17 protein-coding genes are annotated in these 17,654 nt (G+C 70.3%); 11 read left to right on the forward strand and 6 right to left on the reverse strand.

Going from position 1 to position 17,654, the window contains the following annotated elements:
• Entirely contained in the window at nt 1-1,239 is a 1,239-nt protein-coding gene (locus CU254_RS10730; RefSeq protein ID WP_009075512.1) for a YihY/virulence factor BrkB family protein, read from the reverse strand.
• Between the two features lie 227 nt (nt 1,240-1,466).
• Here CU254_RS10730 and CU254_RS10735 point away from each other — a divergent pair, with 227 nt between their 5' ends.
• From CU254_RS10735 to CU254_RS10755, 5 genes are all read left to right on the forward strand, one after another.
• Nucleotides 1,467-3,212, forward strand: coding sequence for a DEAD/DEAH box helicase (locus CU254_RS10735; RefSeq protein ID WP_037716891.1), 1,746 nt, complete (start codon nt 1,467-1,469; stop codon nt 3,210-3,212).
• 349 nt (nt 3,213-3,561) lie between these two features.
• Nucleotides 3,562-4,698 carry a sugar ABC transporter substrate-binding protein gene (locus CU254_RS10740; RefSeq protein ID WP_009075516.1) on the forward strand — a complete coding sequence of 379 codons (1,137 nt, stop codon included), beginning with the start codon at nt 3,562-3,564 and terminating at the stop codon, nt 4,696-4,698.
• 93 nt (nt 4,699-4,791) lie between these two features.
• Nucleotides 4,792-5,565 (forward strand): ATP-binding cassette domain-containing protein, encoded by a 774-nt coding sequence (locus CU254_RS10745; RefSeq protein WP_009075518.1) that lies wholly within the window; start codon nt 4,792-4,794, stop codon nt 5,563-5,565.
• Between the two features lie 17 nt (nt 5,566-5,582).
• Nucleotides 5,583-7,016: a sugar ABC transporter permease gene (locus tag CU254_RS10750; RefSeq protein WP_009075520.1), complete on the forward strand. Its 1,434-nt coding sequence runs from the start codon at nt 5,583-5,585 to the stop codon at nt 7,014-7,016.
• 22 nt (nt 7,017-7,038) lie between these two features.
• On the forward strand, nt 7,039-8,208 hold the full coding sequence (locus CU254_RS10755) for an ROK family transcriptional regulator (protein ID WP_009075522.1): 1,170 nt from the start codon (nt 7,039-7,041) through the stop codon (nt 8,206-8,208).
• A gap of 656 nt (nt 8,209-8,864) precedes the next feature.
• On the opposite strand, the gene CU254_RS10760 is transcribed toward CU254_RS10755, so the two are convergent.
• Nucleotides 8,865-9,044: a hypothetical protein gene (locus CU254_RS10760; RefSeq protein ID WP_037358805.1), complete on the reverse strand. Its 180-nt coding sequence runs from the start codon at nt 9,042-9,044 to the stop codon at nt 8,865-8,867.
• Between the two features lie 340 nt (nt 9,045-9,384).
• Here CU254_RS10760 and CU254_RS10765 point away from each other — a divergent pair, with 340 nt between their 5' ends.
• The 3 genes from CU254_RS10765 (at nt 9,385) to CU254_RS10775 (ending at nt 12,339) form a co-directional block, all read left to right on the forward strand.
• Nucleotides 9,385-10,185: a DMT family transporter gene (locus CU254_RS10765; protein ID WP_037716893.1), complete on the forward strand. Its 801-nt coding sequence runs from the start codon at nt 9,385-9,387 to the stop codon at nt 10,183-10,185.
• A gap of 64 nt (nt 10,186-10,249) precedes the next feature.
• The gene (locus tag CU254_RS10770) at nt 10,250-11,602 is read left to right on the forward strand and encodes a glutamine synthetase family protein (RefSeq protein WP_037713259.1); all 1,353 of its coding nucleotides are present in this window, start codon (nt 10,250-10,252) and stop codon (nt 11,600-11,602) included.
• The gene (locus CU254_RS10775; protein ID WP_009075528.1) at nt 11,590-12,339 is read left to right on the forward strand and encodes a hypothetical protein; all 750 of its coding nucleotides are present in this window, start codon (nt 11,590-11,592) and stop codon (nt 12,337-12,339) included. Before CU254_RS10770 ends, CU254_RS10775 begins: the two co-directional genes overlap by 13 nt.
• On the opposite strand, the gene CU254_RS10780 is transcribed toward CU254_RS10775, so the two are convergent.
• Nucleotides 12,336-12,701 carry a helix-turn-helix domain-containing protein gene (locus CU254_RS10780; protein ID WP_009075530.1) on the reverse strand — a complete coding sequence of 122 codons (366 nt, stop codon included), beginning with the start codon at nt 12,699-12,701 and terminating at the stop codon, nt 12,336-12,338. The two genes, CU254_RS10775 and CU254_RS10780, sit on opposite strands and share 4 nt — an antisense overlap.
• Before the next feature lie 74 nt (nt 12,702-12,775).
• Between CU254_RS10780 and CU254_RS10785 the strand changes: the two genes are divergently transcribed.
• Nucleotides 12,776-13,396: an NAD(P)-dependent oxidoreductase gene (locus CU254_RS10785; protein ID WP_369871177.1), complete on the forward strand. Its 621-nt coding sequence runs from the start codon at nt 12,776-12,778 to the stop codon at nt 13,394-13,396.
• 2 nt (nt 13,397-13,398) lie between these two features.
• Here the strand turns inward: CU254_RS10785 and CU254_RS10790 are convergent, their stop codons facing one another.
• The 3 genes from CU254_RS10790 to CU254_RS10800 all read right to left on the reverse strand — a co-directional run bounded on the left by CU254_RS10790 (nt 13,399) and on the right by CU254_RS10800 (nt 16,791).
• Nucleotides 13,399-14,832, reverse strand: coding sequence for an APC family permease (locus tag CU254_RS10790; RefSeq protein ID WP_009075535.1), 1,434 nt, complete (start codon nt 14,830-14,832; stop codon nt 13,399-13,401).
• A gap of 100 nt (nt 14,833-14,932) precedes the next feature.
• A complete protein-coding gene (locus CU254_RS10795) occupies nt 14,933-15,586 on the reverse strand; it encodes a response regulator transcription factor (RefSeq protein WP_009075537.1) in 654 nt (217 codons plus the stop codon).
• Entirely contained in the window at nt 15,583-16,791 is a 1,209-nt protein-coding gene (locus tag CU254_RS10800; RefSeq protein WP_009075539.1) for a sensor histidine kinase, read from the reverse strand. Before CU254_RS10800 ends, CU254_RS10795 begins: the two co-directional genes overlap by 4 nt.
• Before the next feature lie 91 nt (nt 16,792-16,882).
• Here CU254_RS10800 and CU254_RS10805 point away from each other — a divergent pair, with 91 nt between their 5' ends.
• Together CU254_RS10805 and CU254_RS10810 are read left to right on the forward strand one after the other, a co-directional pair.
• Entirely contained in the window at nt 16,883-17,452 is a 570-nt protein-coding gene (locus tag CU254_RS10805) for a hypothetical protein (RefSeq protein ID WP_009075541.1), read from the forward strand.
• Complete coding sequence (locus CU254_RS10810) at nt 17,449-17,652, forward strand: hypothetical protein (RefSeq protein WP_037713262.1); 204 nt, start codon at nt 17,449-17,451, stop codon at nt 17,650-17,652. The genes CU254_RS10805 and CU254_RS10810 overlap by 4 nt, the downstream gene beginning before the upstream one ends.
• The last annotated feature ends 2 nt before the right edge of the window (nt 17,653-17,654 follow it).

The following is a 17,654-nucleotide window of genomic DNA, read 5'->3' on the forward strand; positions in this document are numbered from 1 at the left end:
TCAGCCCTGGCGCGGGCGGTGCTGGCGCGGTTCCGGGCCGGGAGACGGCTCGGAACCGGTTCGCTCCTCGGCCGCACGCTCGGGCCTCGGGAGCTGCACGGTCTCCGATCCCGAGTGGTTCACCTCGGCGCCGTTCGATTCGCCGCGATCAGCGCCGGACTCGGCGGAGTCGTCTTCGGAATGCCGCTTCGGCCGACGCAACGGCATCGTCGTGCGGTCCCACAGGCGACGGCCCTCCTCGGCTCTCATCCGCTCGTTCGCGCGTTCCATCTCCAGCCGTCGCCACTTGCGCCGCTGCCGCCGGGTCGCCTTCGCGGGCCACAGCTCCTGGATCGCGCTGTTGAAGTACGCGCCGCCGACCACCGCGAGGCCGATGAAGAACATCAGCAGCAGGAACGCGATCGGCGCGGCCAGTGCGCCGTAGGTGTAGCCGGTTTTGGTGATCCAGTTCAGGTAGATCCGCAGCCCGATGCTCGACACCAGGAAGACCACGCCGGCCAGCATCGCGCCCGGCAGGCCGCGGTGCCAGGGCAGCCGGCGGGGCAGCGCGAGCTTGTACAGCGTCGTCAGCGCGAGCGCGATCATCACGCCCAGCACCGGGTAGTAGAGCGTGCCGACCCAGGACGAGACCGTCGGCCGCCAGTCGACCGGGAAGAACTCCGGCAGCAGGTCCGGCCCGATCGCCAGCAGCGGCAGCCCGATCACGAGCCCGATCAGCGCGCACAGGTACAGCAGCAGCGCGAAAATCCGCTGCCACACCTCGTTGCGGACGCCGTACTGGTCGTGCGCGACGGTGATCGCGTCGACGAACGACGACATCGCCGACGAACCCGCCCACAGCGAGATCACGAAGCCCACCGACACGATCTCGCCCTTGCCGACGGTGAGGATGCTGTTCACCGTCGGTTCGATGATCTCCTGCACCGCGTTCGCGCTGAAGATCGTGTGGCTGAAGGTGATGATCCGGTCGTGCACCGCGGTGACCACGTTCTGGCCGAACCACTCGCCGATGAAGCCGACGCTGCCCAGCAGCCCGAGCAGCAGCGGCGGGAGCGACAGCGTCTGCCAGAAGGCCGCCTCGGCGGCCTCGGAGAAGATGTTGCCGTCCCACGCTTTCGCGAGCGTGCGGGTCAGGAGCCGCCACGGCCCCCTGCGCACGGTCTTCTCCGGCACGCTCTTCTTCGGCACTGCCTCGCCGTTCGGCACTGCCTCGCCGGCGTCCGGTGTCACCTCGCCCATGGTGTGTCCCAGCATGGTCCATGCGCGCGGTTTTGGCTCGTCACCCCCGCCGAGACGGGGCGTGTCGGAGGACACCACCCGTGGCGGTGCCGGGCGCCCGGGGACTCGGAAGGTAAGCTGGCCGACGTGCCCTCATCGCGGCGCCCGGCGGCGAAGCCGGTGCCACAGTGGGGGTTTTCGCACGTCACGGCCGCGCCGAGCGGCCCGAGGAGGGGGTGAACCGAGTTTTGTCCGAGACGACCCAGCCGGTCCTCGGGGCGCCGCCCGCAGCGACGGACTCCACCGCGCGCCCGCTGCGCGCCTGGCAGCGCCGAGCGCTCACGAAGTACCTGTCGAGCAAGCCGAAGGACTTCCTCGCGGTCGCGACGCCGGGCGCGGGCAAGACCGTCTTCGGCCTCCGGATCGCCGCCGAACTGCTGTCGGACCGGACCGTCGAGGCGGTCACGATCGTCACCCCGACCGAGCACCTGAAGCACCAGTGGGCGGCCTCGGCCGCGGCGGCGGGCATCCCGATCGACTCGAACTTCCGCAACACCACCGGCGTCACGTCGTCGGACTACCGCGGCGTCGCGGTCACCTACGCGCAGGTCGCCGCGCATCCCACGCTGCACCGGGTGCGCACGGAGAACCGCAAGACGCTGGTGATCCTCGACGAGATCCACCACGCGGGCGACGCGAAGTCCTGGGGCGACGCGACCAGCGAGGCGTTCACGCCCGCGGTGCGCAGGCTCGCGCTCACCGGGACCCCGTTCCGCAGCGACGACTCGCCGATCCCGTTCGTCACCTACGAACCGGACGCGGGCGGGTTCCAGCGCAGCAAAGCGGACCACTCGTACGGCTACTCCGACGCCCTCGCCGACGGCGTGGTCCGGCCGGTCGTGTTCCTCGCCTACTCCGGCGAGGCCTCGTGGCGCACCAGCGCGGGCGAGGAGTTCACCGCGCGGCTGGGCGAACCGCTCACCGCGGAGCAGAACGCGCGCGCCTGGCGCACCGCGCTCGACCCGGCCGGCGAGTGGATCCCGGCGGTGCTGCAGGCCGCCGACACGCGGCTCAGCCAGGTCCGCCAGGGCATCCCGGACGCGGGCGGCCTGGTGATCGCCACCGACCAGGAAACCGCGCGCGCCTACGCCAAGATCCTGGAACGGATCTGCGGTGAAACGCCGACGCTGGTGCTGTCCGACGACCCGAAGGCGTCCGGGCGGATCAAGGAGTTCTCCGAGACCACGGAACGCTGGATCGTCGCGGTCCGGATGGTGTCCGAAGGCGTCGACGTCCCGCGGCTGGCCGTCGGCGTGTACGCGACCAGCGCGTCCACCCCGCTGTTCTTCGCACAGGCCATCGGCCGCTACGTGCGGGCCCGGAAAAAGGGCGAGACGGCGAGCATCTTCCTGCCGAGCGTGCCGGTGCTGCTGGAACTGGCCAGCGAGCTGGAAGCGCAGCGCGACCACGTGCTCGGCAAACCGCACCGGGAGAAGGAAGGCTGGGACGACGAACTGCTCGCCCAGGCCAACCGCACCGAGGACGAACCGGGCGAGGAGGAGAAGGCGTTCACCTCGCTGCACGCCTCGGCCGAGCTCGACCAGGTCATCTACGACGGCAACTCGTTCGGCACCGCGGTCTTCTCCGGTTCCGACGAGGAGCAGGAGTACCTCGGCCTTCCCGGCCTGCTGGAGCCGGACCAGGTCCGCGCGCTGCTGCGCAAGCGGCAGGAAGAGCAGATCTCCGACGAGAAGCGGCGCAAGCCGAAGGCCGAGGAGCAGGCCGCGCCCGCGCCCCGGCCGCAGTCGGTGACCGAACGGCTCGGCGCGCTGCGCAAGGAGCTCAACGCGCTGGTCGGCGTGTACCACCACCGCACGAAGAAACCGCACGGCGCGATCCACAACGAACTGCGCCGCCAGTGCGGCGGCCCGCCCACCGCGATGGCCACGGTGGAGCAGCTCGAGGAACGCATCGTCACGCTGCGCTCCTGGTAGTCCTTCTCGGCAAACAGCGGGGCGCACGACGTGGTCGTGCGCCCCTTCTCCTGGTAGGACAGTTCGTCCGGGGCGATCCGGGCGCCTGAAGGGGCACCGTCGCGCCTCGGACCGGACAAGACCGGACAACTTCTCGTTACGCTCGGTGCGTGGCAGGGATCACTCAGTCAGCGCACCGCGCAGATGAGGCCTGCGTTGCCGAACCGTGTCCATTTGGTTTCGGTTACTCGATCCCGCCATCTTCCGCAGAGCCGTTCCGCGGCATATGTTGTCGGCCACAACATATCTGCGACGGTGCACGGGGACCCCTCCCGATCACCCCGCGAGCATGATCGGAGAAGGAACGAGGATGCGCACCAGAACCCTTACCCTCCTCGCCGCGACGGTGAGCGCCGGCCTGGCGCTTTCGGCGTGCGGCGCCAACAGCGCGGGCTCCGGGAGCTCGGGGGACAGCAAGAGCTCCGCTTCCGCCCCGGCGGGCGGCGGCGCCAGCGGCAAGGTCGGCGTGATCCTGCCGGAGACCGCCACCTCGGCCCGCTGGGAAGCCTTCGACAAGCCGATGCTGCAGGCCGCGCTCTCCGCGCAGGGCTTCAGCGCCGACATCCAGAACGCCCAGGGCGACAACCAGAAGTTCTCCACCCTCGCCGACGGGTTCATCAGCTCGGGCGTCAAGGTGCTGATCATCGCCCCGTCCGACCCCGCGGTCGGCGCGGCGATCGAGGCCAAGGCCAAGAACGCGGGCATCCCGGTGATCGACTACGACCGCCCGAGCCTCGGCGGTTCGGCCGACTACTACGTCTCGTTCGACAACGAGAAGGTCGGCGAGATCCAGGCCCAGGGCCTCGCGGACGCGCTGAAGAGCAAGCCGGGAGCCAACGTCGTCCAGATCGAGGGCGCGCCGACGGACAACAACGCGACCCTGTTCGGCAACGGCCACGACAAGATCCTCAAGCCGCTGTACGACTCGGGCGCGCTCAAGCTCGTGCAGAAGCAGGCCATCGACAACTGGGACGCCCAGGTCGGCGGCACGACCTTCGAGCAGATCTTCACCCGCGTCAACGGCAAGGTCGACGGCGTCGTCGCGGCGAACGACGAGCTGGCCGGCGCGGTGATCACCGTGCTGAAGAAGAACGGGCTCAACGGGAAGGTCCCGGTCACCGGCCAGGACTCGACCCCGGCCGGCCTGCAGGCGATCCTGCGCGGCGACCAGACGCTGACGATCTTCAAGCCGATCAAGGAAGAGGCGGAGAACACCGCGAAGCTCGCGGCCGCGCTGGCCAAGGGCGACAAGGCCGCCGCGGACGCGATCGCCACCGGCAAGCTGCACGACCCGAAGAACAACCGCGACCTGAAGTCGGTGCTGCTGCAGCCGCAGCTGATCACGATCAAGGACATCAAGACCGTCGTCCAGCAGGGCTACGTCAAGGCGTCCGACATCTGCACCGGCGACCTCGCCGCCAAGTGCACCGAAAACGGCATCTCCTGACGCCGTAGCCACTCCCCGCCAAGCAGCCGGGCCGGGACGCGTTCCCCCGACACGCGTTCCGGCCCGGCACCCACGCGAGAGACAAGCGAATCCATGAGCGAGCCCATTCTCGACATCACCGGCCTGAACAAGAGCTTCGGCCCGGTTCACGTCCTGCACGACGTGGACTTCGCCGTGCGGGCGGGCGAAGTGACCGCGCTCGTCGGCGACAACGGGGCCGGCAAGTCCACTTTGGTCAAATGCATCGCGGGCATCCACCCCTACGACACCGGAGCGGTGCGGTTCAACGGCGCGGACGCGCACATCCGCGGCCCCAAGGACGCCGCGGGACTCGGCATCGAGGTCGTGTACCAGGACCTCGCGCTCGCCGACAACCTCGACATCGTGCAGAACATGTTCCTCGGCCGCGAGCGCGGCAGCAGCTGGCTGCTCGACGAGGCCAGCATGGAGAAGGCCGCGCGCGAAACGCTGGCGTCGCTGGGCGTCCGTACGGTGAAATCCGTCCGCACCCCGGTTTCCTCGCTGTCCGGCGGGCAGCGCCAGACCGTCGCGATCGCGAAATCGGTGCTGTGGAACAGCAAAGTCGTCATCCTCGACGAGCCGACCGCCGCGCTCGGCGTCGCGCAGACCAAGCAGGTGCTCGATCTCGTGCGCCGGCTGGCCGAACAGGGCCTCGGCGTCGTGCTGATCAGCCACAACATGGCCGACGTGTTCGAGGTCGCGGACCGGATCGCGGTGCTCTACCTCGGCCGGCTGGTCGCGGAGGTCCAGACCGGCGACGTCACGCACAGCCAGGTCGTCGAACTCATCACCGCGGGCCGATCGGGCGATCTCGGCCTGGCCCGTCCCGAAGCTGTCGCGCTGTGAGCGAGAAAGAACCCGCCATGACCGAAACTTCCGAGAAGCCGCAGACGCCGGACGCGCCCAGCGGGGCGATCGCCGACTTCGGCATCGACACCACCTCGTTGTCCACCGGCGAAGCGATCAGGGACTACTTCGCGCGGATGAAGGACGGGCAGCTCGGCTCGATTCCCGCCGTGCTCGGCGTGATCGTGCTCGCCGTGCTGTTCAGTGCGCTTTCCGGCGACTTCTTCACTCTGCGGAACATCGCCAACCTGCTGGAGCAGGGCGCGGGCCAGACCATCATCGCGATGGGCATCGTGTTCGTGCTGCTGCTGGGCGAGATCGACCTGTCCGCGGGCACCGCTTCCGGCGTGTGCGCGTCGCTGATGGCGCTGCACTATGTCCACAATGGAAACTTGCTGGGCTCCATGGGAACCGGCGTGTTCATCACGTTCATCGCGGTGCTCGTGCTCGCGGTGGTGCTGGCGCTGCTGCAGAAGATCTGGGCCGGGGCGGCGGTTTCGCTGGTCGGCATCGTGGTGATCCTGATCGGCGCGCCGGTCAACGCGTGGGTCGAAATGCTCATCGCGGTCTGCACCGGCACCGCGATCGGCTGCATCACCGGTTTCCTCGTGTCGAAGATCGGGATGCCGTCCTTCGTCGTCACGCTGGCGCTGTTCATCGTGTGGCAGGGCGTGATCCTGCAGTTCGTCGGCGAAGGCGGCACGCTGCCGATCAGCACGAGCGACACGCTCAACGCGGTCGCCAACGGCAACCTCTCGGTCGTCGGCAGCTGGGTGCTGTTCGTGGTGGCGGCAGGCGGATACGCGGTGCTCGCGCTCGGACAGCACTTCTCGCGGCTGAAGCGCGGCCTGGTGGTCCAGCCGACGCCGATCGTGCTGGCGAAGGTCGGTGCCATCGCGGTCGTCGCCGCGGTCGCGACGTACCTGCTCACCATCAACCGGGCGTCGAACGACCTCGTCGTGATCGCGGGCGTGCCCTACGTCGTGCCGATCGTGCTGGTCCTGCTGGTGGCGGGCACCTACGTGCTCAACCGCACCAAGTACGGCCGGCACCTGTACGCGGTGGGCGGCAACAAGGAGGCCGCGCGCCGCGCCGGCATCAACGTGCCGAAGCTGCGCACCAGCGTGTTCGTGATCAGCTCGTCGTTCGCGGCGATCGGCGCGATCGTGTACTCGTCGAAGGTCGGCTCGGTCAGCGGCCAGTCCGGCGGCCTGAACACGCTGCTGTTCGCGGTCGGCGCGGCGGTCATCGGCGGCACCTCGCTGTTCGGCGGCAAGGGCCGGATCATGGACGCGGTGATCGGCGGCGCGGTGCTGGCGATCGTCAACAACGGCCTTGGCCTGCTCCAGCAGAAGGCCGCGGTGGTCAACATCATCACCGGCCTGGTGCTGCTGCTGGCCGCTTCGGTGGACGCGTTGTCGCGACGGCGGGCTGAGGCGTCGGCACGCTGAGGGCAGATGGGAAGATGATCCGGTGAGCAGCCCGCCCGTCGCCCGCCCGGACGAGGTGCGCCGGCACAACCGCACGACTCTGCTGCGCCTGCTGCACGTCGGCGGGCCGAGCACGCGGGCTGCGCTGGCCACCGAACTGGGGCTCAACCGGAGCACCATCAAAACCCTCGTCGACGGCCTCGCCGAAGCCGGCGTGGTCGAGGAGAAAGTGCCGAGGCCGGGGCGAGGGGCGGGCCGCCCCTCGCTCCTGGTCCTGCCGCAGCCGCACGCCGCGGTCGTGCTCGCGGTCGACTTGCAGGTCGAGCACGTGGCGATCGCGCTGGTCGGGCTCGGCGGGCAGATCCTCGGGCGCAACAGCTGGAACCTGCACGCCCGGACGCGGACCGCGGACGAGGTCATCACCCACGTCATCGAGTCGACGCGGGTGCTGGCCAGCGACCTCGGCGTGGAGCCGGTGGCGGCCGGGGTCTCGGTGCCCGGGGTGGTGCGGCGGGCGGACGGCCTGGTGCACGAGGCCCCCAACCTGCGGTGGACCGATGTGGCACTCGGGGACCGGCTTTCGGCGGTTTTGCGGATCCCCGTGCTGGTGGCCAACGACGCCGAACTGGGCGCGGTCGCCGAGCATTTGCGCGGGGCGGCCCGGGGTTCTTCGGATTCGGTGTACGTGTCCGCGGATGTCGGGGTCGGCGGTGGGGTGATTTCGCAGGGGTCTTCGCTGCGCGGAGGAGCCGGGTACGTCGGCGAGATCGGGCACATGGCGATCCGGCCGGGCGGGCGGGCTTGCTACTGCGGGAGCCGCGGGTGCTGGGAGACCGAGATCGGCGAGGCGGCGTTGTGCCGGGCGCTGGGATTGCCGGAGGACACGCCTCGCGGGGTGATTCTGGTTGAGCTGCGGGAGTTGGGGTTGGATGCCGCCGCGGCTGCCTCGCGGTTGGCGGAGTATGCGGAGTGGCTCACGTTGGGGCTGGTCAACGTGGTTAATCTGCTGGGGCCGGAGTTGGTGGTGCTGGGGGATTTGCTGACGGTGTTGCCGGAGTCGGTGATGCGGGCGGTTGCCGAGGAGGTCCGGGGGAGGAGTTTGGTTTCTCGGGCGGTTGGGGGGACTCGGATCGTCAGTTCGGCGTTGGGGGCGGATGTGAAGCTGCTGGGGGCGGCTGAGGTGGCGTTTGAGGTGGTTTTGGACATGGTGTGAGTGGGGCGGCTCGTCGCCCTGGGGGGCGACATTGCTGCGCCTTGGTTGCGTGGGGCACCCCGATTGTTGATTGTGCTGACGGTTCGGGGGTGCTTGTCAAGGCGGGAAAGATGCCTTGACAAGCACCCCCGAACCGCAGGGCGGCTTTGTATCGGGGTTGGGGGAGGGTTGGGTGCCCCCGGTGGTGGGTGCATCGGCGGCGGTTTTCGCGGCTTGAGTGGGTGGTTGCTGTGGGGCGCGGCGTGCGGTTAGCGCCCCAATGCCACATTGGGGAGATCTCGGCGGGGTCGGCGGGAGCGGTCCGTGAAGGGCTCCTTGAGGGAATCTAATTCCCTCAAGGAGCCCTTCACGTCTGGCGGAGGGTCGTGAGGGGAACCCTGAGGGACCTGAGTCCCTCAGGGTTCCCCTCACGGACGTCTGCGGGGGTCTGGAGGTGCGTGGGTGGCGGTCGGCGGTGGCCTGGCGGTGCCGTAAGGGCCAGCGGCGGGGCTAAAGCGGACCGGCGGCTGGGGCGGCGCGGCAAGAGGGCAAGCGGAAGGTGCCGAGGCGGCACAAAACCTCGAGCTTGCGTCCCGCTCACCGGGGCGGAAAACGCCGGAGGCGGCAAGCGCGTCTGCGCTTGCCGCCTCCGAAGCGGAATCTGTCGGTGAGCGAACTTACTTCTGGATCTCCGCGGCCAGTTCCTTGAGCTTGGCCTCGTGCTCGCGGGCGTGGTGCCCGCAGAAGAGCAGCTCGCCTCCGGAGCTGAGGACAGCGCGTACCTGAGCTGCTGCTCCGCACCGGTCGCATCGGTCGGCTGCGGTCAATTCGGGGCGGGTGAGCGTCGGTGTTGTCATGGGGGTCTCCCTCCGTCCCGGCACCGGTCGCCCGGTGCCTCGATCCAGCTACGCCCACTTCGGTCTCGATGCCTTCGGCGGGGATGCTTCCGGCTCCGCGGTGTTCGTGCTTCCACTCTTGCAGACGTTTGGCGGCCCGCAAGTGTTCCCGCGCCGGTGGGAGGTGCGTCACGCCGAATTAGCCCGGTTGCCGCAGCGGCGTCCCAACCCGTAGGACCAGACCACCCGCTGCCGGGCGTTTTCCGTGGTCAGGCACCATGCGGGAGTGGGCATCGCACTCTCCTGGAAGCGCGTGAACGCGATTCCGGCACCGGTCTTGTTCGTTCTCAGCGGAATTTCGATGTATGCCGGTGCGGCCATCGCCGTCGACCTCTTCGGGCACGCCACGCCCGCCGGGGTTGCGTGGCTGCGCTGTCTCGGGGCGGCCGTCGTGCTGCTGCTGTGGCGGCGGCCGCCGAAAGCTGCCTGGCAGGGCAAACGGCTGCTGCTCGCGGGCGCTTTCGGGGTCGTCACCGCGGGGATGAACGTGGTCTTTTACGAGGCCATCGCGCGGTTGCCGCTGGGCACGGTCGTCGCGCTGGAGTTCGCCGGTCCGGTCGTCGTGGCTGCGATCGGGTCACGGACCCGGCGCGATTTGATCGCGCTGGTCCTGGTGGCGGTCGGCGTGGTCGCGATCGCGGACGTGCGGATCGCGGGCAGTCCGCTCGGCGTCGTGTTCGCGCTGGCCGCGGCGGCGGCTTGGGCGGGGTACATCGTGCTCGGCAAGCGGGTCGCGATCGGCGGGGACGGGCTGGATTCGCTGGCGGTCGGGTTCGTGGTGGCGACCGTCGTGCTGTCGCCGCTCGCGCTGGGCACCGGCGAAGTGTGGGGTTCGCCACGCATGCTGCTGCTCGGCATCGGCGTCGGCGTGCTGTCGACCGTTGTGCCGTACGCGCTCGACCAAGTGGTCCTGCGCCGGCTCGGGCAGGCGCGGTTCGCGGTGCTGCTGGCATTGCTGCCGGTGACGGCGGGCGTCGTCGGGTTCGTGGTGCTCGCGCAGGTGCCGAGCGTCATCGAGGCGATCGGGACGCTCGCCGTCGTCGCCGGGGTGGCGTTGCGCAGCCGGGACGACGCCGGGCCGGTCGCTGAGCCGCCCGGGTGAACACTCGCGGATGGCCCGGGCGGCCCCGGCCCGCGATACTGATCCGGAGCCCGAGGAGGTTGCCATGACCAAGGCGGCGTCGGCGGCGGCGAAGGACCTGGCCGCGGCGGGGGTCAGCGGCGTCCACCTGGCCTGGGCGGACAACAACGGCATCCCGCGCTCGCGCGTGGTCCCGATCGGCGGGCTGGCCGACGCGGCGGTCCGCGGCGTGGGCGCGACCTCGCTGTTCGCGGTCTTCGACAGCCACGACGCCATCACCTACGCGCATTCCGGCCTCGGCACGCCGTCCGGCGACATCCGGCTCGTGCCGGTCGTGGAACGGCTTCGCCGGCTCGCCGGGCAGCCCGCGCTCGCCTGGGCGCCGGTGCGGCAGCTCGCCGCGGACGGGTCGCCCTGGCCGTATTGCCAACGGTCCGTTTTGGAGCGGCAGGTCGCCGAGGCAGCGCGGCGCGGCCTCGAATTCCGGGCTGGGTATGAGCTTGAGTTCTCCGTCGCGCCGGCAGGCAGCGAGGACATCGTGTCCGCGCCCGGACATCGCGGTCCGGCGTACAGCCCGCACGCGCTGATCGCCTTGGACGAGTTCATTGCCGCGCTGCTGCACGATTTCGCCGCGAACGGCCTGCAGATCGGCCAGTTGCACGCGGAATACGGCGTGGCACAGCTGGAATTGTCGCTCGCCGCCACGGATCCGGTGTCCGCGGCGGACGATCAGCTTTTGGCGCGACAGACCATCCACGCCGCCGCGCACGCACACGGACTCGTGGCGAGTTTCGCACCGATGATCGGCCTCGGGGCCGCCGGGAACGGCTGGCATTTGCACACTTCGATCCGCCGCAAGGGCCGCAACCTTCTCGCTGGCGACGGCGTACCGGAAGGCGACGGCGCGGCCTACCTCGGCGGGTTGCTGCGGGATTTGCCCGCGCTGACGGCGATCACGGCCCCGAGCGTGCCGTCGACGATGCGGTTGCGGCCGGGGTTTTTCGCTGGTGCGTATGCGTTTTGGGGCGTCGAGAACCGCGAAGCGCCGCTGCGGTACGTCCCGGGCACGGCGTTGCTCGGGACGGAGCACGCGAATGTCGAGCTGAAGACGTCGGACGCGTCGGCCAACCCGTATCTCGCGCTGGCGGTCGTACTCGCTGCCGGGCTGGCCGGGATCGAGGATTCGGCGGTCCTGCCGGACCCGATCGCGGAGGACCCGGGCGGCTGGAGCGAAGGGGAGCGGAACACTGCGGGGGTACTTCCGCTGCCGGCGAGTCCGTCCGAACAGGACACTGCGCTGCTGGCGAATCCGCGCGTGTCCGGGGCGCTGGGGGACGAGCTGCTCGGCGCGTTCCGCGCGGTGCGCGCCTCGGACGCGGCGTGGGCCGCCGAGCGGGCGCCTGAGGAGATCGTGGCGGCGCATCTGTGGCGGTACTGAACACGGGGCTTTCCGACGTCCACTGGCTTCCCGGCGGTGCGCGCCTGGTCGCCGAAGCTCGCGCGGAACTCCCGCAGAAGGACGGTCTGGCGGCGGCCTTCACCGGGCTTGTGACGCTGCGCGCGGCGGACATCGCGGTACCGGACCAGGACGAGGTGGCGATCGCGGCCGGGACGGTGCGCGCATCGGCGAGCCGTCCGGCAGGTGCGTTGCCCCGTAACGACTTCCGTCTTCCGGTGCCGTTCGACGAGACGGCTGCGGGCACCTCGCTGGACGGCTTGGCCACGGCGATCCGGACGCTGTCCGAGGGGAAGCTGGCGGTGGTTCCGGCGCTGGGGGAGTGGAGCACTTCGACGGTCTCGGATCTGCTGCTGGGCCTGTGGGAATTGCCGCGAGTGGCGGTGCTGGCCCGGGTCGATCCGGCGGAACTGGGCTCGCCGGACACGCCCGAACGCGCGCTGCAGGACTACCTCGACACCGGCATCCCTCCACTGTGGACAAACCGGTGGCGGCCGCCCGCACCGCACCACGTGCTGCTCGCCGGAGTACGCCTGGGCGCGGAGGGCACGCTGCTGTCCGTTGTGGACACTTACCGCGAACTGGGCGACGAAGGCGTGCACGACCAGCCGGTGGAATGGATCGCGGCGGGACTGGAATCGGTGCTGCTGGTAGCGGACGCCCGATACGCGGACGCGCTGGCGCAGGCGGTTTCCTACGCGGGGTTGCGCACCGGCTAGTCGTAGCGCTCCTGCGCCTCCAGCAGCTCTTCCCAATGCTCCGCGACCCAGCCGTAGACCACCTGCATCGGCTCCAGCAAGCTGCGGCCCAGCGGCGTCAGCGCGTACTCCACCCCCAACGCGGGATCCTCGTGCGCCGTCCGAGACACCAGGCCGGAACGTTCGAGGCCGCGCAAGGTCTGGGTCAGCACCTTCGGTGTGACGCGGTGCAGCGGCACCCGCAGTTCGGAGAACCGGCGCGGGCCGTCCTCCAGACAGCGGAGCACCAAGGCGGACCACTTGTCTCCGAACCGGACCGGCACCAGCGAGGACGGGCACAGCTCCTCGAACAGATCCGGAGGCAACGGCTGCCGCACGGTCATCGCGGTCTCCTCTCAGTATCCCGGAGGGAACCGGCCCCCTGGTTACTTTCCAGAGCATCGACACCCCAGGAGGTATTCCCACGATGAGCAAGATCGTCATTTTCGGGGCGGGCGGCCGGGCCGGACGGCAGGCGGTCGCGGAGGCACGGCGGCGCGGGCACGACGTCACCGCGGTGGTTCGCGATCCCGCGCGCTATCCCGACCTGGCAGAGGTCGTCGCCGGCGATGTCACCGACGCGGCCGACGTCGCCGCCCTCGTCGCCGGGCAGGACGCGGTCGTCAACGCGGCCGCGGTCTACGGCGAGGGCACCGACCCGCACGCGTTCTTCACCGACGCCGCACACGCTCTCGTCACCGGTTTGTCACAGGCCAGGCTCGTCGCGGTCGGGCTGTCCGCGCTGCTGCCCGCCGCCGACGGGACCTCGGTGCTGGACTCGATACCCGCCGAGTTCCGCCCGTTCTGCCAGGCCCACGCGGCGGGGCTCGAAGTGCTGCGCACTGAGGGCGCCGGACTGGACTGGGTGTACGTCAGCCCGGTCGGCGATTTCGACCACGGCGGCGAGCGCACCGGCCGCTACGAAATCGGCGAGCACGGCGACCTCTCGGTCAAGATCTCGTACGCCGACTTCGCCGTGGCGCTGCTCGACGAGATCGAGAACCCGCGGCACCTCCGCGTCCACCTCGCGGTGGCCTGAACCTACTTCGCGAAGCGGGAGTGCTTGCGGCCGTAGAAGAAGTAGATCAGCAGGCCGATCACGAGCCACGCGGCGAACCGGAGCCAGGTCATCACGTCGAGGTTCAGCATGAGATAGAAGCACGCCAGCGCGGCGATGATCGGCAGCACCGGCGAGAACGGCACGGTGAACGGCCGCTTCAGGTCCGGGCGGCGTTTGCGCAGCACCGGCACCGCGACCGCGACGATGATCATCGCCGACAGCGCGCCGATGCTGACCATGTCGGCCAGCGCCGAGATCGGCACGAACGCCGCCAGCACGGCGATCAGCGCGGCCCCGCCGATGGTCATCCGGTGCGGCGTGCCCCAGCGCGGGTGCGCCGTGCCGATCGCCTTGGGCAGCAGGCCGTCGCGGCCCATCGCGAAGCCGATCCGGCCGATCGTGACCAGTTCGACCATCATCACCGACGTCAGCCCGGTGACCGCGCCCAGCGAGATCAGCGCGCCGACCCAGTGCTGGCCGACCCGGTCGAACGCGTCGGCGAGCGGCGCGCCGGAGTCGATGTCGGAGTAGTGGACCATGCCGGTGAGCACGATCGACACGCCGATGTAGAGCACCGCGCACACGGCCAGCGCGCCTAGAATGCCGACGCGGAGGTCCTTGCGCGGGTTGATCGTCTCCTCGCCGAGGTTGGCGAGCGCTTCGAAGCCGGTGTACGCGAAGAACACGACCGCCGCGGCGGTGACCATGCCGGCGATGCCGTACACCGACTGCTCCAGCCCGAGCACGGCCTGGACCACTGGCTGGTGCAACGCGTTCGCGCTGCTCGACGGCGGCTGCGCGGGCGGGATGAACGGGGTGAGATTCGAGCCCTTCACGAAGAAGACGCCGACGGCGAGGATGAGCACGCAGACGGCGACCTTCACGAGCACCAGCAGGTTCGTGAGCCACGAGGACTCCTTGATGCCGACCACGGCCACGATCGTCAGCACCGCGATGATCAGCACCGCGCCGACGTTGACCGTGGCGTTCTCGCCGAACCAGTCCGGCGACAGCCCGAGCAGGTTCGCGAGGTAGCCGGACCAGCTGCGCGACACCACGGCCGCGCCGAGCGCGAACTCCAGCAGCAGGTCCCAGCCGATGATCCAGGCGAAGATCTCGCCGAGGGTGGCGAAGGCGTAGGTGTAGGCGCTGCCCGCGGTCGGCACGCTGGAGGCCAGTTCGGCGTAGCAGAGCGCGGCGAGGCCGGCGACCACCGCGCCGATCACGAACGACAGCGTGACCGACGGCCCGGCGTGCGTCTTCGCCTCGACCCCGGCGAGGGTGAAGATCCCGGTGCCGATGATGATGCCGACGCCGAACCCGATCAGGTCGCGCCCCCTGAGCCGCCGCTTCAGCTCGCCGGATTCCTGCCGCTTGAGGACTTCGTCGACGTCGAGAGTTCTCCGCTCGCCCATGGGGGAACGTTAGAAGGTCGCGCGCGGATGCGCAGATCGGCTGGCCGGACGGCTGGACGCCGAGGCGGAGCGGGGTGCTTCGCGGTCTCGTTCGGGAAGGCTAACCCGGCGGCTCGATGTCGTGGTCCTGGGCGAGGATCGCGGCCTGGACCCGGGACCGCAGGCCGAGCTTGGCGAGCACCCGGGAGACGTGCGTCTTCACCGTCGCCTCGCCGATGTACAGCCGGGCGCCGATTTCGGCGTTCGAGAGTCCGGCGCCGAGGCAGCCCAGCACCTCGCGTTCGCGTTCGGTGAGGTCCGCGAGCCCGGTCGGCGCGGGCGACGGAGCGGCCGGGGTGCTGGCGAACGCGGCGATCAGCCGCTTCGTGACCTGCGGGGCGAGCACGCCCTCGCCCGCCGCGACCAGCCGGACGGCCTCGATCAGCCGGGGCGCCTCGACCGACTTCAGCAGGAATCCGGCGGCCCCGGCGCGCAGCGCGGCGTGCACGTACTCGTCGAGGTCGAAGGTGGTGAGGACGAGGACTTCGGCGAGCCCCTCGGCGATCAGCTGCCGGGTCGCGGTGATCCCGTCGGTGCCGGGCATCCGGACGTCCATCAGGACGACGTCCGGCCGCAGCGCGCGGGCCTGGCGCAGCGCGACCTCGCCGTCGGCGGCTTCGCCGACCACCTCGATGCCCTCGGCGTTGCCGAGGATGAGCGCGAGCCCGGCGCGGATGGCGCCGTGGTCGTCGGCGACGAGGACGCGGATGGTCATGACGGTTCTCCGGCGAGGGGAAGTTCGGCGTGGACAAGCCAGCGCGGCCCGGACGGACCCGCTCGCAGGGTGCCGCCGACGGCGTGCGCGCGCTCGCGCATGCTCAGCAAACCGTGCCCGCCGCCGTCGGACCCGGTCGGCGCGCCGAGCAGTTCGTTGCCGATTTCGACGCTCAGCGTGTCGTCGGCCACGCGCAGCCGCACCGTCACTTGTCCGCCCGGCGCGTGTTTGACCGCGTTGGTGAGCGCTTCCTGCGCGATCCGGTACGCGGTGAGGTCGACTGCCGTCGGGAGTTCTTCGTCCACAGTGGAATCCACGGTCACCGTCATGCCCGCCGCTCGGGCCGATTCCACCAGCCGGGCCAGTTCGGCCAGCCGGGCCGGGGCGGTCACCTCGTCCTCCGCGGATTCCGAACGCAGCAGGCCGATCATCGCGCGCATTTCCTCCAGCGCGCGCACGCTGTTCTCCCGCACGGCGACGAGCACGGTCTGTGCGGTCTTCGGATCGTCCGCCATGGACAGTGCCGCCTCCGATTGAATGGCGATGGCCGACAGATGCCCGGCGACGACGTCGTGCAGGTCGCGGGCCATCCGCGCGCGTTCGGCCGCCACCGCCGCCCGCCGGTCGAGCGCGGCGATCGTCGCGAGCTGTTCGGCGTTGGCGCGTTCGGACGCCGCGATGTCGCTCTGCTGCCGGACATTCGCCCCCCACCACACCGGGACCAGCAGGAACGACAGCATGCTGAACGCGCCCAGCGCCGCCGCCCGCCAGCCCGCGACGGCCAGGAACACGAACAGCACGGTGAGCGTGATCGTCGCGGTCACCCCGACCAGCACCCGGCTCGTCCGGCGGGAGCCGTACAGCATCGCGGAGTAGAGGAAATCCGTGTACGCGATGGCTATCGGCAGCGACAGGCCCAGCACTACATCGACGCCGACGATTCCGGTGGCTACCAGCAGCCCCCACGGCACTTTCCGGCGGAGGAACGCGGCGAGGCAGATCGCGCCTAGTTCGGCGAACCGGATCCACGGCGGGAACGGGTCGCCGCTCGGCAGCAGGCGGTGGCTGTCGGTGAGGTACAGCATCGTGCCGCCGGCGAACACCGCGAGCGCGACGAGGCCGTCCTGCTGCCACGGCGGCAGTTCGCGCGGCCGGGGGAGGGCCGAGCGCAGGTCTCGCAGGCGCACCCGACCATGACAGCACATCGCCGCGCCCCGGTCGTCCTACGAAATGATGACCCCCCGATCGTGCCGTCCGCTGACGCGCGCGGACGCCCGCGCCCGCGACAGTGAAGCCATGGACGAGCTTCTGAACAGCCCGATGACCGCCGCCATCGTGGCGTGCGAGATCGGGTTCTGGGTCTTCATCGCGGCCGGGCTGCTGACCCGGTACGCGCTGCGCAAGCAGAAGGCCAGCACCGTGCTGCTCGCGCTGGTGCCCGTGGTCGACCTGGCGCTGCTGGTGATCACCGTGATCGACCTGATGAACGGCGCGAAGCCGAACGTGACGCACGGGCTGGCCGCGGTGTACTTGGGCTTCTCGGTGGTGTTCGGGCCGTCGATGGTGGAGTGGGCCGACGCCCGGTTCGCGCACCGCTTCGCCGGTGGGCCGCGGCCGGAGAAGCTGACCGGTCGGGCGAAGGCCCGCAAGGAATGGCGTGAATGGGGCAAATGCGTGCTGGCGTCCGCCATCAGCGCCGGGCTGCTGTTGCTCGCGATCGCGGTGGTCGGCGATTCCGGCCACGTCGAGCCGCTGTGGGGCTGGCTGCCGCGGCTCGGCACGCTCACCGGCCTGTGGTTCGTCTTCGGGCCGCTGTGGCAGGAGCTTTTCGGCTCCTCCGCGTCGAAAAAGGAGGCGTCGCGGTGATCGAGCTGTTCGGGATTCTCCTGGTGGTGCAGGGCGCGGGCGGGCTGATCAACCGGCTGGCCGGGGCGGGGCACCCGAGCTGGTTCGTCCAGTTGCACGTGCTGCCGCCGAACCTGCACGTCGTCGCCAGCGTCGTCCTGCTCGGGGCCGGGGTGGCGGTGCTGTTCGCGACCCGGGCGCGCAAACGCCGCCGCGGCTAGAC

Source organism: Amycolatopsis sp. AA4 (assembly GCF_002796545.1).
Taxonomy (GTDB): Bacteria; Actinomycetota; Actinomycetes; order Mycobacteriales; family Pseudonocardiaceae; genus Amycolatopsis.

Excerpts from the sequence above, each read along its gene's own strand:
- CU254_RS10800 (WP_009075539.1), bottom strand. The coding sequence starts at position 16,791 with ATGTGCTGTCATGGTCGGGTGCGCCTGCGAGACCTGCGCTCGGCCCTC.
- CU254_RS10745 (WP_009075518.1), top strand. The coding sequence starts at position 4,792 with ATGAGCGAGCCCATTCTCGACATCACCGGCCTGAACAAGAGCTTCGGC.
- CU254_RS10760 (WP_037358805.1), bottom strand. The coding sequence starts at position 9,044 with ATGACAACACCGACGCTCACCCGCCCCGAATTGACCGCAGCCGACCGA.
- CU254_RS10765 (WP_037716893.1), top strand. The coding sequence starts at position 9,385 with ATGTATGCCGGTGCGGCCATCGCCGTCGACCTCTTCGGGCACGCCACG.
- CU254_RS10795 (WP_009075537.1), bottom strand. The coding sequence starts at position 15,586 with ATGACCATCCGCGTCCTCGTCGCCGACGACCACGGCGCCATCCGCGCC.
- CU254_RS10750 (WP_009075520.1), top strand. The coding sequence starts at position 5,583 with ATGACCGAAACTTCCGAGAAGCCGCAGACGCCGGACGCGCCCAGCGGG.
- CU254_RS10790 (WP_009075535.1), bottom strand. The coding sequence starts at position 14,832 with ATGGGCGAGCGGAGAACTCTCGACGTCGACGAAGTCCTCAAGCGGCAG.
- CU254_RS10770 (WP_037713259.1), top strand. The coding sequence starts at position 10,250 with ATGACCAAGGCGGCGTCGGCGGCGGCGAAGGACCTGGCCGCGGCGGGG.
- CU254_RS10730 (WP_009075512.1), bottom strand. The coding sequence starts at position 1,239 with ATGGGCGAGGTGACACCGGACGCCGGCGAGGCAGTGCCGAACGGCGAG.
- CU254_RS10805 (WP_009075541.1), top strand. The coding sequence starts at position 16,883 with ATGGACGAGCTTCTGAACAGCCCGATGACCGCCGCCATCGTGGCGTGC.
- CU254_RS10740 (WP_009075516.1), top strand. The coding sequence starts at position 3,562 with ATGCGCACCAGAACCCTTACCCTCCTCGCCGCGACGGTGAGCGCCGGC.
- CU254_RS10780 (WP_009075530.1), bottom strand. The coding sequence starts at position 12,701 with ATGACCGTGCGGCAGCCGTTGCCTCCGGATCTGTTCGAGGAGCTGTGC.